This is a genomic window from Paraburkholderia sp. J69-1 (assembly GCF_905220255.1).
Classification (GTDB): domain Bacteria; phylum Pseudomonadota; class Gammaproteobacteria; order Burkholderiales; family Burkholderiaceae; genus Paraburkholderia.
Map to the genome: position 1 here is coordinate 22,389 of NZ_CAJMZG010000013.1, position 15,359 is coordinate 37,747.

Annotated in this window: 15 protein-coding genes; 5 read left to right on the top strand and 10 right to left on the bottom strand. The window is 63.5% G+C overall.

Features of this window, described 5'->3' with window-relative positions; all coding sequences use genetic code 11:
- Positions 1 to 3 precede the first annotated feature (3 nt).
- From U5A67_RS23180 to U5A67_RS23205, 6 genes are all read right to left on the bottom strand, one after another.
- Positions 4 to 858, bottom strand: coding sequence for an SMP-30/gluconolactonase/LRE family protein (locus U5A67_RS23180; protein WP_321816018.1), 855 nt, complete (start codon positions 856 to 858; stop codon positions 4 to 6).
- Positions 859 to 931: 73 nt separating this feature from the next.
- Complete coding sequence (locus U5A67_RS23185) at positions 932 to 2,110, bottom strand: ABC transporter substrate-binding protein (RefSeq protein ID WP_321816019.1); 1,179 nt, start codon at positions 2,108 to 2,110, stop codon at positions 932 to 934.
- 63 nt (positions 2,111 to 2,173) lie between these two features.
- Positions 2,174 to 2,881, bottom strand: coding sequence for an ABC transporter ATP-binding protein (locus tag U5A67_RS23190; protein WP_321816020.1), 708 nt, complete (start codon positions 2,879 to 2,881; stop codon positions 2,174 to 2,176).
- Entirely contained in the window at positions 2,865 to 3,632 is a 768-nt protein-coding gene (locus U5A67_RS23195; protein ID WP_321816021.1) for an ABC transporter ATP-binding protein, read from the bottom strand. Before U5A67_RS23195 ends, U5A67_RS23190 begins: the two co-directional genes overlap by 17 nt.
- A complete protein-coding gene (locus U5A67_RS23200) occupies positions 3,625 to 4,641 on the bottom strand; it encodes a branched-chain amino acid ABC transporter permease (RefSeq protein WP_321816022.1) in 1,017 nt (338 codons plus the stop codon). The genes U5A67_RS23195 and U5A67_RS23200 overlap by 8 nt, the downstream gene beginning before the upstream one ends.
- Complete coding sequence (locus U5A67_RS23205; RefSeq protein WP_321816023.1) at positions 4,638 to 5,507, bottom strand: branched-chain amino acid ABC transporter permease; 870 nt, start codon at positions 5,505 to 5,507, stop codon at positions 4,638 to 4,640. Before U5A67_RS23205 ends, U5A67_RS23200 begins: the two co-directional genes overlap by 4 nt.
- Positions 5,508 to 5,845: 338 nt before the next feature.
- On the opposite strand from U5A67_RS23205, the gene U5A67_RS23210 reads away from it, so the two are divergent.
- Positions 5,846 to 6,697 carry an SDR family oxidoreductase gene (locus U5A67_RS23210; protein ID WP_321959743.1) on the top strand — a complete coding sequence of 284 codons (852 nt, stop codon included), beginning with the start codon at positions 5,846 to 5,848 and terminating at the stop codon, positions 6,695 to 6,697.
- Positions 6,698 to 6,782: 85 nt separating this feature from the next.
- Here the strand turns inward: U5A67_RS23210 and U5A67_RS23215 are convergent, their stop codons facing one another.
- Both U5A67_RS23215 and U5A67_RS23220 read right to left on the bottom strand, forming a co-directional pair.
- Positions 6,783 to 7,880 carry a porin gene (locus U5A67_RS23215; protein ID WP_321816025.1) on the bottom strand — a complete coding sequence of 366 codons (1,098 nt, stop codon included), beginning with the start codon at positions 7,878 to 7,880 and terminating at the stop codon, positions 6,783 to 6,785.
- A 542-nt stretch (positions 7,881 to 8,422) separates the two neighbouring features.
- Entirely contained in the window at positions 8,423 to 9,310 is an 888-nt protein-coding gene (locus U5A67_RS23220) for a LysR family transcriptional regulator (protein WP_321816026.1), read from the bottom strand.
- A gap of 77 nt (positions 9,311 to 9,387) precedes the next feature.
- Here U5A67_RS23220 and U5A67_RS23225 point away from each other — a divergent pair, with 77 nt between their 5' ends.
- The 4 genes from U5A67_RS23225 (at position 9,388) to U5A67_RS23240 (ending at position 13,362) form a co-directional block, all read left to right on the top strand.
- The gene (locus U5A67_RS23225) at positions 9,388 to 10,788 is read left to right on the top strand and encodes an MFS transporter (RefSeq protein WP_321816027.1); all 1,401 of its coding nucleotides are present in this window, start codon (positions 9,388 to 9,390) and stop codon (positions 10,786 to 10,788) included.
- Positions 10,789 to 10,938: 150 nt separating this feature from the next.
- Positions 10,939 to 11,994 (top strand): aromatic ring-hydroxylating oxygenase subunit alpha, encoded by a 1,056-nt coding sequence (locus tag U5A67_RS23230; RefSeq protein ID WP_205985963.1) that lies wholly within the window; start codon positions 10,939 to 10,941, stop codon positions 11,992 to 11,994.
- A 19-nt stretch (positions 11,995 to 12,013) separates the two neighbouring features.
- A complete protein-coding gene (locus tag U5A67_RS23235; protein WP_027819204.1) occupies positions 12,014 to 12,181 on the top strand; it encodes a rubredoxin in 168 nt (55 codons plus the stop codon).
- The gene (locus U5A67_RS23240) at positions 12,178 to 13,362 is read left to right on the top strand and encodes an NAD(P)/FAD-dependent oxidoreductase (protein ID WP_321816028.1); all 1,185 of its coding nucleotides are present in this window, start codon (positions 12,178 to 12,180) and stop codon (positions 13,360 to 13,362) included. Before U5A67_RS23235 ends, U5A67_RS23240 begins: the two co-directional genes overlap by 4 nt.
- 171 nt (positions 13,363 to 13,533) lie before the next feature.
- Here the strand turns inward: U5A67_RS23240 and U5A67_RS23245 are convergent, their stop codons facing one another.
- Both U5A67_RS23245 and U5A67_RS23250 read right to left on the bottom strand, forming a co-directional pair.
- Complete coding sequence (locus U5A67_RS23245; RefSeq protein ID WP_205985965.1) at positions 13,534 to 14,454, bottom strand: LysR family transcriptional regulator; 921 nt, start codon at positions 14,452 to 14,454, stop codon at positions 13,534 to 13,536.
- A 169-nt stretch (positions 14,455 to 14,623) separates the two neighbouring features.
- A complete protein-coding gene (locus tag U5A67_RS23250; protein WP_321816029.1) occupies positions 14,624 to 15,283 on the bottom strand; it encodes a M24 family metallopeptidase in 660 nt (219 codons plus the stop codon).
- Positions 15,284 to 15,359 lie beyond the last annotated feature (76 nt).

A 15,359-nucleotide genomic window follows, 5' to 3' on the forward strand; every position in this document is an offset into this window, starting at 1 on the left:
GAATCAAGGCAAACCCGCGCGCGGCACATCCACACGCGCCGTGCGAATGCGCGCTTCACGACGCGCGCCATTCTCAGGCCCTGTCCCAGGCGCGGTGCAGAGGAAAAGCGTGCGGCCATCGTCGCCGCCCAGCATGCATGCGTAGCATTGCTGGTCTCCGATCGAAATCGACTCGACGATTCCGCGGCCTTCCATCACGCGCAGCACGCGATTGCCGCGCGCATCCGCCACCCAGATCGCACCTTCGGCGTCGAGGCACAGGCCATCGGGATAACTGCCTTCGAGATCGGCAAAAACGCGGCGGCGCGACAGCGTACCGTCGTGCGCGACGTCGAATGCGCTCAGCCGTTGACCGAACGTTTCCGCGACGATCAGCGTGCGGCCATCGGGCGTGAGCGCCATGCCATTGGGAAATGCCAGATCGCGCGCGGCCACGTGCACCTTGCCATCGGGCGAAACGCAAAGCAGATCGGTGCCGCGCGGCGTTTCCCCCGCATAGAGATTGAAGCCGAAATTGCCGATATAGGCGCGGCCCGCTTCGTCGACCAGCATGTCGTTGCAGGGGCCAGGCACGTAAGTCGATAGATCGGCGAGCGTGTGGGTTTCGCCGTTCGACACGTTCAGCAGGCGGCAATCGTGCATGGAAACCGCCAGCATCGTGCCGTCGGGTCGCCAGCCCAGACCGCTTGGGCATGCTTCGACATGCGCGATGGTCGTGAGCTGGCCTTGCGCGTCGGCGCGCAGAATTTCGTGGCGATAGAAGTCGGAGAACCAGAGTTGGCCGGCATGCCAGCGCGGCGCTTCGGGAAAGCACAGCTCGACGACAAAGTCGTCGAGCGTAGCGGCAGATGTCGTCATGTGACCTCGCAAGTGCAACGCGGGCCGCATGGGCGGCCCGCAAACCTCACAAACATGAACAGGATCGAAACGCTTACTTCGCGGCGGCCAGCGCCGTATCGGGCAATGCCTTGATATTGCCGCCTTCCACCACGGCCACGACCGCGCGGCCCATGGTGATGCCGCCACGCGCATCCACGCCCGAAAGACCATGCGGATTGTTCTGCGCGGAGAGCGACTTCAGCGCCTGATCGTAGGCCTTGCGGATGGCGGTGGCGTCGGTGGTTGTGCCTGCAACTTTCATCGCCTGCACTGTCGCCCACACGGCGGTGTAGTTGAGCGAGGCTTCCTGGGTCGGCATGCGCCCGCCATGCGTCTTCGTGAAGCGCGCGACGAACGACTTCGCATCGGGCGAGGGATCGTCGCCAATCGGCATCACGCCGATCGATCCGTCGAGCGCGCCATAGCCGCCCGCGATCTTCGCGACTTCGTCGAGCTTGGCCTGGTCCATCACCACGAAGCCGCCCTTGAAGCCCAGTTCGCGCGCCTGGCGGATGATGAGGCCGGTGGGCTCCGAAGGTCCGCCCACGAAAATGACCTTGGGCTTGCTGGCCAGCACGCGGCTCACGCCGCTATAGAAGTCGGTTGCGCGGTTATACGACATGGGATTGTCCGCGACGATGGTGCCGCCCGCTGCCTGCCATGCCGGTTTGAATGCGGCCGTCCAGGCCTTGCCGTAATCGGTATCGGTGTTCGCAATCGCGGCGTCCTTGCCGAACTTGTCCATCTCGTACTTCACAAAGGCAGGCGTATACGAGGTGAATTCGGGCGGAATGCGGATGGTGAGCGGATTGTTGCGCGCGGCCAGTTGCGGCACGCTGGTGTAGGCGAGCAGCAATAATTTCTGCTGCTGATTGATAGTCTGGACTGCGTAGCATCCACCCGAGTGCGGCACCAGTACCACACTGGCGTTGTATTCCTGAGAAAGACGGCGCGCATTGATGGCCGTTTCGCTCGGGTTGTACTGGTCGTCGAGCGCGACCACATCGAGCTTGATCTTCTTGCCGCCCACAACGAGACCGGCCTGATTGATTTCAGCCACGGCCATCTGCATGCCTTCGAGCACTTCCTGGCCGTATTTCGCGGCGCCGCCGCTCAGCGGCCCGGAAAAGCCGATATGGACTGCGGTTTCCTGCGCCATGGCCGGCGCGGCAAGCATCAGCGAAACAGCGAATGTACCAGCGAGCGCGAGAGACAGCTTCCTGACGATCATGAACGTATCCTCGAAGGAGTGACGATGAAGTACCGCTGAATCGAAACGGAGAAATGAGGGGCGTCAGCCGCCCACATAGGCGCGCCGCACGGCTTCGTTACCGGCGAGCGTTTCGTAAGTGCCTTCCAGCACGATGCGGCCCGATTCCACGACATACGCGCGATGCGCGATCTTGAGCGCCGCGTGCGCGTTCTGTTCGGCGAGCAGCACCGTGGTGCCCGCGCGATTGATGCGCTGGATCACCTCGAAGGTCTGCTTGACGACGAGCGGCGCAAGCCCAAGCGAAGGTTCGTCGAGCAGCAGTACACGCGGGCGGCTCATGAGTGCGCGGCCAATCGCGACCATCTGCTGCTGGCCGCCGCTGAGCGAGCCGGCGGGATCGTCCTTGCGGCTCACCAGATCGGGAAAAAGGGCGAGCACTTCGTCCAGGCGCTGACGGTTGCCCGCACGATCGCGGCGATGCGTGTACGCCCCCAGCATCAGGTTCTTGAGCACCGACATTGCAGGAAACAGCTTGCGGCCTTCGGGGCAATGAATCACGCCGGCGCGCACGACATCGGCGGGACGTTTGCCGACCAGATCGACATCCTTCAGGCGGATGCGCCCCGTGCTCGCTTTGCCAAGCGCACTGGCCGCGCGAAAGATCGAGCTTTTGCCCGCACCATTCGCGCCGAGCAGCACCACCAGCTCGCCTTCGTCGGCGCGCAGATTGATGCCGTGCAGGGCGCGGAAGCTGCCGTAATCGAGGCTTACGTCATTGAACGTCAGCATGTTCGCTCCCGAGATAGGCGTCGATCACCGCCTGGTTTTTACGGATTTCATCGGGCGTGCCCTCGGCGATTTTTTCGCCGTGGTCGAGCACCATGATCTTGTCGGCGAGATTCATGATCATGCTCATCTTGTGTTCGACGAGGCACACCGTTATGCCGCGCCGTGCGATCTTGCGGATCAAGGCGGCAAGGCCATCGGTTTCTTCGGGATTCACGCCGCCGGCAGGTTCGTCGAGCAGCAGCAGGGTGGGATCGGTGGCGAGCGCGAGCGCAATGGCCACGCGCTTGCGTTCCTCCTGCGTGATGCCGCCTGCGGGCTTCGCCTCCAGATGCGCGAGGCCGACGAAATCGAGCGCTTCGCGCGCCTTGTCGCGACAGATGCGCTCCTCGTTTTTGCAGCGCGCGGTGCGCAGCAGCGCGTCCCAGAGATTCGAGCGCGTGCGCAGTCGATGCCCGACGATCAGGTTCTCCAGCACCGATGCCGTTTCGAACAATGCCGTGGCCTGGAACGTGCGCGCCACGCCGAGCCGCGCCATCTGGTCGGCACGCAGACCGCTCACGTCCTTGTCGCGCAGACGGATCGACCCCGCGCTTGGCCGGTACATGCCGCTGATCAGATTGAAAAACGTCGTCTTGCCCGCGCCATTGGGCCCGATAATGGCGTTCACGCGTCCTTCATCGATTCGCGTAGTGACGTTCGTGACAGCCTTAAGGCCTCCGAACTGTTTTGACAAGGCGGTGATTTCAAGCATGGCCGTCTCCGCTGGAAGTCGCACGGCGCGCGCTTGGCGCGGCCACGTCGCGCAGCGCGAAGCGGCTGCGTGCGCTCTGATAAAGACCCACAAGGCCGCGCGGCAGGAAGATCAGCAGCACGATCAGCAAAGGGCCGAACACGAGGAAGCGATAGTCCTGCATGAATTGCAGCGACTGCGTGAGCCAGGGCAAGGCAATCGCGCCGAGCAGCGGGCCGGCGAGCGTGCCGATGCCGCCCACGACCGCATACATCGTCATGTCGAAGGTATGGCTGATATTGGCGAGATCGGGGCCGAGAAAGCGCACGAAGCCCGCATATAGACCGCCTGCGATGCCGGCATAGAACGTGGAGATCAGAAACGCCAGCATCTTGTTGCGCATGAGATCGATGCCCAGCGCCTGCGCGAGATGCTCGCTGTTGCGGATCGCCACGAAGGTATGGCCGAGCAGCGAATGCACGATGCGATGCATGATCCACAGGCCCGCGGCGAGAAACGCGAAGGTGAGGTAATACAGCGCACGCGGGCTTTCGAACGAGATCGGTCCGATGTCGGGCGGCGCGGCAATGCCGATGATGCCCACCACGCCATGCGTGACACTGTCCCACTTCTCGATCACGAGAAAAATGATGTAGCCCACGCAGAGCGTGAAGATCGCGAAGTAATTGCCTTTGAGCCTTAAGGACACGATGCCGACGAAGAAGCCCAGCACCACGCTCAGCGCGCCCGCAAGTGCAAAGGCCAGCCAGAACGGCACCTGATAATCGACGGTGAGAATCCCCACGGTATAGGCGCCAACGGCCATAAAACCGCCGTGCGCGAGATTGAACTGCCCGGTGTAGCCCGTCAGCAGATTCAGGCCGATGGTCGCGAGCGCGAAGATATACGCCGTGGACATGACCGTCAGCGAATAATCGTTGCGCACGAGAAAGGGCAGTACCAGACCGGCGGCAAAGAGCGCAATCCAGCCGAGATGGCGCGTCATGGAAGGGTTGGTCGTGTTCGTCATGATGTGCGCATCTCCCGCGAAAATAGCCCTTGCGGACGCAGCGACAGGATCGCCACGAGCAGCACGAAGGCAATCAGGTCCTGGTAATCGGGCGAGACATAGAAGGCGCCGAAGCTTTCGGCCAGACCGATGATGAGACCGCCCACCACCGCGCCCGGCACGCTGCCCATGCCGCCCAGAATGATGATGACGAAGGCCTTCAGGATCACTAACTGACCCATGGCGGGGTAGACGAGATTGATCGGCGCATAGAGCGCTGCGGCGATGGCGGCCAGCACGCCCGAGAGCGCGAATGTCGCCATGCCGACCTTGCGCGGATCGATGCCCATTAGCGCTGCACCTTCGCGATTCTGTGCGACCGCGAGGATGGTGGAGCCCGCAACGGTGTGATGCAGGAACAGTTGCAGCGCCAGCACGAGCCCGAATGCACCGGCGATGATCAGCAGCCGCTGGATCGGCGCAATCACGCCGTTCCATTCGAGCACGCCGCTCCACGGCGGCGACATGCGATGAAAGTCGGTGCCCCAGAGCGCCTGCGCGGCGGCTTCGAGAAACAGCATCAGGCCGATGGCGGCGATCATCGGCGCGAGTTCGGGGGCGTTGCGCAGCGGGTGGAACACAAGGCGCTCGGCCAGCATGGCGAGTACGGCCACGCACACGGCGGCCGCCGCCATCCCCGTCCAGTAGCCGAGGCCAAAGCGCGAGGTGAGATAGAACGCGGCGAATGCGCCGACCATGTAGAACGCGCCGTGCGCGAAATTCGGCACGGCCATGATGCCGTAGACGAGCGTGAGGCCGAGCGCCACGAGGCTGTAAATGCCTCCGAGCGTCAAACCGTTGAGCACCTGCTGCAAAAACAGATCCACCGTGACCTCCCGAACACGGGCCTTGCGTGACATGCGATGGCAAGGCCGGAGATTGAACTGCCGCGCGCCCGGGTGATGACGGGATTCCGGTGTCGCGGCAGGCGTTTCGATCATGCGGTTGCTGCTGGAACGGGCCTGAAACATCGAAGTGCGGCCAGGGTCAATTGGGCAATGAATTCTGCAGTGCAGTCAGCCTGGGGAAAATACCAAACGATCGTTCGCAAATCTGGCACGGCGCGATTTTTTATCCACAACACATGTTTTGCGCAGTGCAGCGAGCAATTTTCGGGGGCGCTGTATCACCTTGACGGGTTCAATTCACGTCGATAGATTCTGCAATGCAGACGAAGATTCTGCTAATCGGGCTGCGTGTTTTCTTCATGAACTCGAATCGGAGGGCAGGGACGATGCGTTTCACCAACAAGGTTGCCATCGTGACGGGCGCCGCCAGCGGTATCGGCTGCGCGACGGCGCGGCGACTCTATGACGAGGGCGCGACGCTCGCCCTGGTGGACCGGCAAGCCGGTGCGCTCGCCGATGTGGCCGCGGGCTTCGACGCCGCACGCGTCTGGCACGGTGCAGTCGATGTCTCGCGCGAGGACGACGTGGCGCGCTGCGTCGCCGACGTGCGCGCGCGCTTTGGCGGGATCGACGTGCTGTGCAATGTCGCGGGCATTGCGGGCGGCGATTATTCGATCGTCGCGGAAACGGATACGGCGGTCTGGCAGCAGATCCTTGCGGTCAATCTGATGGGCGTCGTGCACTTCACCAAATGGGCCGCGCAGGCGATGATCGCGCGCGGACAAGGGGCGATCGTCAACGTGGCCTCCGTGGCGGGCGTGCGCTCGGGTGCGGGTGGCAATGCATACAGCGCGTCGAAGGCGGCCGTCATCAATTTGACGATGACGAGCGCCTGCGATCTCGCGACTGCGCAGATTCGCGTGAATGCCGTGTGTCCCGGTCTGATCGAAACTGGCATGACGGCGCCCGTATTCGAACGCGCGCGCGAACTGAACAAGACCGACCGGCTTGGTTATCGCTGCGAATTGCGCCGCCCTGGCCGCGCGGAAGAGGTAGCCGCAGCCATCGCCTTTCTCGCCAGCGACGACGCCAGCTATATCACCGGTCAGGCGCTGCCCGTGGACGGCGGTAATACCGCCTCGCTCAACCTGCCCGGCATGAAGGTGTGAGCGCAACGAATCGATAACACCCTGGCAACACGCAGGCAACACCGCGGCCCGTTGTTACGCGGGCCGTGCGTTGCCTGAGCCACGATCAGAACATATGGCGGATACCGAGGCTTGCGCCCACGGTCGAGCCATTGACTTCATAGAGCGCGTTGTTGATTGACAGACCCGTATCCATGCGGCCGTGGTTGTTCACGTAGCCCACCTGCCCGTAAAGCGTCGTGCGCTTCGAGAGGAAGAACTGCACGCCCGCCGAGGTCATGATCGAGTGATTCGCGCCGTTATTGCCGTCGCGCGTGTACCAGGCGCCCGCGTTCACGTTGAGGTACGGCGTGACGAAGTAGCTCAGGCCGCCCGAATAGACGCTGTTGTCGAACGAACCCGCGACCTTGTAGAGCGCGTAGGAAGCGGAGATCGTCAGGCTGTTTTCGAAGCGATACGTCGCGCCCAGCGTGCGGCCGACGAATTCGACCGTGCTCGGCACCGGCGTGCTGGCCGCGCTGCCGCCCGAATTGCCGTTGTAGAGCGCGCCGGTCAGCGTGAGGCCGCCCAGGTGATAGCGCAGGCTTGCGGAGTACTGGCGGCCGGCCTGGAAGTCGCCCGCCGATCCACCGAGCGCCATCATCGCCGATGCCTGGATGCCGGCGATTTCCGGCGAGGTATAGGTCAGCGAATTGCTGTTGAAAAGCCCCGTCACATAGACGTTATTCACGTAGCTCACAAGGCCGCTGCCGAAATAAGACATGCCGCGCGGGTCGGTGTCGTAGAGCGAGAGGAAGAACGGCGAATATTGCAGACCGGCCTTCATCGTGCCGTATGGGCTGTCGATACCCACCCAGGCCTGGCGCCCGAACATATTGCCGTTCGAGTTGTTGAACGCGCCGCTGGCGACGCTGATCCCGCTTTCCAGTGTGAAGATCGCGCGCAGGCCGCCGCCCAGATCTTCGGCGCCGCGCAGGCCGAAGCTCGAACCCGTCATGCCGCTGTCCGTGAACGAGAACTGATGGCCTGCGTTCTGGCCGGTCGTGGTGTTCATCGTGTGGCTGGTATAGAGCAGCGAGGCATCGACGATACCGTACAGCGTCACGCTGCTTTGCGCATGCGCGGCACTCGCCATGCCCATCAGCCCCGTCGCTGCGACCCCGGTGGCAAGCAGTTTCTTGCGTAGCGTATTGCGTTTTGACATTTTGGAATCCTGATCGACTGGAATGGCTTGAATGTAATTGGATTCGTGCACTTCTCTTGTCGCGGCGCGTCAGCGTGCGCGGAAGCGGCGCGTTTACGCCTTCCGTGCGGGGTGCCGGCCTTGTGATACTGCGCGAGGCTGGCGTCGACGCGTCATGCGGACGTCGTTACGGGGATTGCTGCGGTAACACGGGAAGGACGTCTTGCCGGTGAGGCCAGGCGGGCGCGCAAGGGAAACGGCGGCGCGCCGCAGAACGGATTCGGATCGCAAGTTCAGGCTGTTGCTCGTTCACCGATTGCCTCTCCACACACCAGGTAGGGCTCGCAAGATTTGTCCGGAATGTCTGTCAGACGGGGATTATTTTTGTACGGTCGTACGTAAACGTCACCCTGGGGGAAACGTGGGGGCGACACTCTAATTATTAACGGGCGCGTGGATTGACGGCGAGATTGTCGTGTGGACGACAATCTCGTCATGGTCGGTAAGAAGTCGATGGGGCGCGAAAATAATGCTTCGGAATACGTATTAAATGACTGCCGTACTTAAGTTTTTTGCGCCTTGAATGTCTTGCCCACCACCTCTGCGATGAAATCGATCACCGCGCGAATCGGCGGCGCATGGCGCAGATCGTCGTGCACGACCAGCCAGATATCGCGCGAGAACGTTTCGCCCGCATCGGGCAGGCGCTGCAGCGCCGGGTCGGCATCGCCCATGAACACGGGCAGCCCCGCAACGCCAATGCCAGTGCGCGCCGCTGCCTGCTGCGTGGTGATGTCGCTGACTTCGCAGACGATCGGGCGCCCGCCTGCCACGGCGCGCAGCCATTGCTCGTGCGGCATGTCGGCCAGACGCGCCTCGTAGGCGATAAAGGCCCAGTCGGCGGGCTGCGCGGCCTGCGCGTAAGCGCGGCTCGCATAGAGCGCGAAGGCCATGGTGCCGAGCTTGCGCGTGACGTTGCGCGGCTCGTCCGGGCGCGCGAGACGCACGGCGATATCCGCTTCGCGCCGCCCGAGCGACACGCGCTGCGCCTCGCTGGCCAGCGACAACTGGATGCCCGGATGCCGCTGCGCAAACGCGCCCAGCGTGGTGGCGAAGAAGTTGCTCGCCAGCACCGGCGGCACGCTGATCGTGACCTTGCCGTGCATCGGCGATTGATCTGCCCGCGCAAGGCGCTCGATGGCGAACGCTTCGGTTTCCATGCGCTGCGCGAGTTCGGCGATCTGGCGGCCTGCCGAGGTCAACTGGCACGCGCGCGGCAGGCGGTCGACCAGACGAATCTCCAGTTCCGCTTCCAGCGCGCTCAGGCGGCGGCCGACGGTGGCGTGATCGACCTTCAGGCGGCGCGCGGCCGCCGAAAGACTGCCGGTTTGCGCGACGGCGACGAAATAGCGGAGATTTTCCCAGTCGAACATCGGTGCAATTTCTCTCATTGACTGTGCAGGATTGGGGAATATTCGCACAGAACGCGGTGGCTTAGGCTGACGTTTTACGATTTGGGGAAAGAGCGATGTCATCTATTCGTCCAGCGTCGGCGCCGTCGCGTGCCGGTTTTGTGCAAGTTGCGGCGTGCCTGGGTTTTGTCGTGGTGTCGATCGACGTGAGCGTGGTGAACGTGGCGCTCGACACGTTACGCGATGCCTTCCACGCCGATGTCACCGGGCTGCAATGGGTCGTCAATGCGTATGCGCTCGTGTTCGCATCGGCGTTGCTGCTGGCGGGCGCGTTGGGCGACCGCTGCGGTGCGAAGCGCGTGTTCGCAGCGGGTTATGTGCTGTTCACATGTGCGTCGGTGGGTTGCGGGCTGGCGCATTCGCTGGCGGCGCTGATCGGCTGGCGCCTCGTGCAGGGGTTGGGCGCGGCGCTGCTCGTGCCTAATTCGCTGTCGGTGTTGCGCGAAGCATTTCACGACGCCGGGGCGCGCAGCCGCGCGGTCGGTTGGTGGGCGGCGGGCGGTGGCACGGCGCTCGCGGCGGGGCCGGTGATCGGCGGGCTGCTGATTGCTGCATTCGGCTGGCGCAGCATTTTTCTGGTCAATGTGCCGGTGGGTTTGATCGGCGTCTGGATGACGTGGCGTCATGCGCCGCCTACGCGTGGGCATGCCGGGCGCAGTCTCGATCCGCTCGGACAGGTGAGCGGTGCGCTGGCGCTCGCCTCACTTGCGTTCGCGTTGACGCAGGCCAGTAGCCTGTCGTGGCAAAGCCCGCTGATCTGGGGTGCGTTTGCGCTGAGCGTGGTGTCGGGCGCGGTGTTTGTTCGTATCGAAGCGCGCCATCCTTGCGGCATGCTGCCGCTCGACTTGTTTGCGAATCGCACGGTGAGCGGCACGACGTTGATCGGCCTGATCGCGAATCTCGTGTTTTATGGTGTTGTTTTCACGTTCAGTCTGTTGTTCCAGTCGATCTGGCATTTCACGCCCGAACGCACGGGCCTGGCGTTCCTGCCGATGATGGCGGTGCTGGTCGTGATGAATATTGCCGCGGGACGGCTTGTGAATCGCATCGGGGCGCGGCGGCTGACGCTGGCGGGTTTATCGATTGCCGTGGTGGGTTATCTGTCGATGTTGCCCGCGCTGGCCGCGCAATCCTATGCCGGGCTGATCGCGCCGATGTTGCTGGCAGGCGGCGGCATCGCGCTGGCGGTACCCACGATCACCAATGCGATGCTGGCGGCGGTGAGGCGCGAGCAGGCGGGCATCGCGTCGGGGCTTTTGAATGCCGCGCGTCAGGTGGGCGGCGTGATGGGCGTGGCCTTGTTCGGCTTTTTCGTGCGGCATCCGCAAACAGCGCTGTTTATGCATGGACTGGCGCAGTCGCTGGTTGTGTCCGCAACGTTGCTGGTGGTGGCATGGGGTGTGGCGTGGTGCACGCTGGAACTGCGCTCGACTGCCCGTTGCGCGACGGCGCAATAGAGCAAGATACGCTCCGCCATGCTTCCCCCTACATAGACTACATGACCGCGCAGGTATGGGTTCTGCCCGCGCATCTGGCTATCGTTGTCTCCACGCAGCGAACACCGCCGCGACCGTATCGCCCCACAACACGATCCAGGAGACAGCACCATGACGCAAGCCCAGCTTGCCGCGCTCACGCGGCCACGTCAGCCGGCCATGCCCCGCCACTGCACCTTCGACGCCCACGATTGGGACATCCTCAGCCGCTACTGGCATCCCGTCGCCTTTGCAGCGGAAGTTCAGGACAAGCCACTCGCCGTTACGCTGCTCGACGAAGCGCTGGTGGTCTATCGCACGCAGGGGCGCGTGGTGGCCGCGCGCAACGTATGCCCGCATCGCGGCGCGCCGTTGAGCGAGGGTTGGATCGATAACGGCAATCTGGTCTGTCCGTATCACGGTCTGGCTTACGAGGCGAGCGGCAAGTGCGTGCATATTCCTTCGCAGCCCGAAGGACCGATTCCCGATCGGCTTTGCCTGACCACTTACGCCGCGCAGGAAGCATACGGCCTGGTGTGGGTGTCGCTCGGCGGTGGCGAGATTGCGCTGCCTGAATTTCCGGCCTGGAACACCGAAGGCTATCAGCAGATCCTGCCGCCATCGATCGACATTCGCGCCTCGGCGGGGCGGCAAACGGAAGGCTTTATCGACGTTGCGCACTTCGCGTGGATTCATCACGACAGCTTCGCCGATCGCCATAACCCGGTCGTGCCGCAATATTCCGTCGAGCGCCGCCCGAACGGTCTGCGCGCCGAATACGTGAGCACGGTGAGCAATTTCCCCAAGTCGATGCAGCATCGCGCGCCGGAGGATTTTGTGTGGCGCCGCGTGTTCGAAGTCGATGTGCCATTCTTCGCGCGCCTCACGGTGCATTTCCCGGAGAACGGGCGCCTCGCGATTCTCAATGCGGCGAGCCCGGTTTCCGCGCGTCTCACGCGCCTGTTCGTGCCGATCGCGCGCAACTTCGATCAGGATCTGCCGCTCGACGATGTCTATGCCTTCAATCGTCAGGTATTCGAGGAAGACCGCGCGATCGTCGAATTGCAATGCCCGGAAGACCTGCCGATCGACCGCTCGCAGGAAGCGCCGATTCTTGCCGATCGCTCGTCAGGCGCGTATCGCCGTGCGCTCGCTGAAATCGGTCTGGGCCAGTCGTACGTGCGTTGACGCGAACGGGAGCAACAACATGAAGATCTGGGAATGCGTGATTTGTGGCTTTCGCTACGACGAGGCGGCAGGAATCCCCGAAGCGGGCATCGCGCCGGGCACGCGCTGGGAAGACGTGCCCGACGACTGGATGTGCCCCGATTGCGCAACCGGCAAGCACGACTTCGAAATGCAGGTGGTGGCATGACGCTCAACACGCAACACGACGCCACACAGGAACCGATGGTGATCGTCGGTACGGGGCTGGCGGGTTATACGGTCGCGCGCGAATGGCGCAAGCTCGATAGCGAAACGCCGTTGCTGATCGTGAGCCGCGACGACGGGCGTTTCTATTCGAAACCCGCCTTGTCGAATGCGTTGGCGACGCGCACCGCGCCGCATGAGATCGCGCGTTTCGATGCGGCCGCCATGGCGCAGCAACTGAATGCGCGCGTCTGGACGCACCGGCAGGTCGAGCGGCTGGTGCCGGAAGAACATGCGATTGTCGTCGATGGGCAGCGGCTGCGTTATCGCGCGCTGGTGCTGGCAACCGGTGCGGACCCGCGCCGCGTGCCGGTCGAAGGCGATGGTGCGGCAGACGTGCTTTCGGTGAACGATCTCGGCGATTACGCGCGCTTTCGCGAGCGGCTGGCGGCGTGCAGGTCGGTGGCGCTGCTGGGCGCGGGGTTGATCGGCTGCGAGTTCGCCAACGATCTGCTGGCGGCCGGTTATGCGGTGACGCTGATCGATCCTGCGCCCGCGCCGCTCGCGCGTCTCTTGCCTGCGGAAGCGGGCGAGACGTTCGCGCGCGGGCTTGCCGCCGCAGGCGTGGACCTGTGCCTCGAGCGCGGCGTGCAATCGATCGCGAAGCGCGAGCCAGGTTATCGGCTGACCTTGAGCGACGGGAGCACACTCGACGCCGATCTTGTCGTGTCCGCCATCGGCCTCGTGCCGCGCACCTCGCTGGCGAGCGCCGCGGGTTTGCAGATCGAAGGCGGCATCGCCACCGATGCGTGGTGCCGCACGAGCGCGCCCGATGTCTATGCGCTAGGCGATTGCGCGGCCATCGAAGGCCGCGTGCAACCCTACGTGCTGCCGATCATGCACGCGGCGCGCGCGCTCGCGCAAACGCTCAGCGGCAGGCTGACGCGCGTGGACTTCCCGGTCATGCCGATTGTCGTCAAAACGCCTGCCGTGCCGGCCGTCGTAGTGACGCCGGACCGTGCGCCCGGGCATTGGCGCGTTGAAGCGGGCGCGCACGATAGCGCCCATGCCTTGCGGGCCATCTGCGCGGACGACGCCACGCAGCGTATGAGCGGCTTCGCGCTGCTTGGCGCGGCAACTGCCGACAAGGCCGCATTGTTGAAGGAGATGGCAAGCACTCCGTAGTATTGATTGGGCTCTCCGACAGGCTGCTTTATCTGACCGACCACCTGTCGCGCTCGCGTATCGGCGCCCGCATTCTTTCTGTCTGCGGGGGCCGATACGAGGCGTTTCGCACCGCGAGCCCGCGCCCGCGGTGCCTTTTTCGTTGCTTTTAAAGTATCAGCGAATCAATTCTTAGCGAATCAAACCTTTGGCGACACCGGCCACGAGATGACGCAGCCACACGGCCGCCGTGCTGCGATGCGTGCGGTCGTGCCAGAGCTGGTAATACGTGAGCGCGCGCGGCTCGCCGGGCAAGGGCTCGATGCGCAGCGGCAACAGATTGCAGTAGTGCGTCGCCAGTGCACGCGTTGTCGTGAACAGCAGATTCGAGCGCATCAGCACATAAGGCGCCATACCGAAGTAGGGCAGCGTCGTCGTGACGTTGCGAGAAAGCCCATTACGCGAAAGCTCCGCGTCGATCGTGCCCAGCCCCGTGGCGTTATGCGTCGTCACCGCCAGATGTTCGGCCTCTTCATACACGGCCTGATTCAGGTTGCCGGGCTTGATGGGATGTTGCGCGCGCATCAAACACACCAGATCGTCCTTGCAGAGCGGCTGCAAATGCAGATGCTCGGGCGGCGTGCGCCAGTTGCCGATCACCAGATCGAGCGTGCCGCTTTCGAGCCCGTGTCCATAGCCGCCATCGACCATCATCAGATGCTGGAATTCGATGCGAGCGCGCGGCGCCTGCGTATGAAACGCATCGACGATGGCGGGCAGAAAGAACACGTCGAGATAATCGGGCGAGCCGATCAGAAACGTGCGCCGCGTGGTGGCCGGATCGAATGCGGTCGTGGGATTGAGAATCGCGGCGATGCCGGCGAGCGCCTGCGCGGCCGGTTCGATCAGCGTGAGCGCGTGACTGGTGGGCACCATACGGCTGCCGCTGCGCACGAGCAGCGGATCGCCCGTCATGGCGCGCAAGCGGCGCAGCGCGACGCTTACCGTGGGTTGCGATTGCCCGAGCAGCAGCGCGGTGCGCGAAACGCTGGCTTCGGTGACGAGTGTGTGGAGAACCTTGAGCAGATAGGAGTCGATGACTTCCCGGGACATGCGAACCGCCGATCGTGTGGGGATTTATTCTTGTTGTATACGTGTCGATATATCGGTTCGTCAAATCAGGGAAATTGCCTGGTCGGCGCGCAACGCCATGCCAGGCGGGCCTCATCTGGCAGCCTGCATGCCGGATATGCCGTGTGCCGCATGGCGTCAAGCCCTTGTTTTACGCGAGCAAGTCTTCGTAAAACGCGCCGAAGGCACGCGTGGGATGCGCGATCTGGATCTCCAAGATCCACAATCCCGCAGCGGGCGCCTGATCGAAATCGGCGAGATTGCCGGCCTTGTAGATCGCGTGCGGGAAGTCGCTGACGCGGTGACCCTTGATATCCACGTTCAGACGCCAGCCGTGCGCCTGCGCGCGCTGAGCCGCGTAGTCGTAGAGCGCCGCGCCGCTGCAACCGGTGCTGCGCCAATGATGCTCGACCTCATCGAAAACGATCTTTGCGGCTTGCGCGCAGCGCTGCATTTCCGGGTCGTCGCCAGTCACGAAGGTCGCGCCCGCATCGCCTTCGTGGCGGTCCCACACGACACCGAGATCGACGAAGAAAATATCGTTCTCGCCCAGCACGGGATCGCTTTCGGAGCGCTCCTTGAAGGTGCGCAGCGTGTTTTCGCCAAAGCGGATCAGAATCGGATGCCAGATGCGATCCATGCCCATCTGCTGGAGAATCGCCTTGCCTTGCGCATTGGCTTCGGATTCGCGCATGCCGGGCCGGATAGCGGCGGCGATCCTGTCGACCGCCTGCCAGGTCATCACGCGCGCATGCTCCATGGCGGCAGGGGAAAACGGTGCGCCGACGGCTTCTCGGGTGTCGCTGTTCACGTGCGGGGGCTCCATCGTTGGGGTTATCGGTATCAATATATTCTCGCGTATATATCGAAACTTTGACAACGCCCAT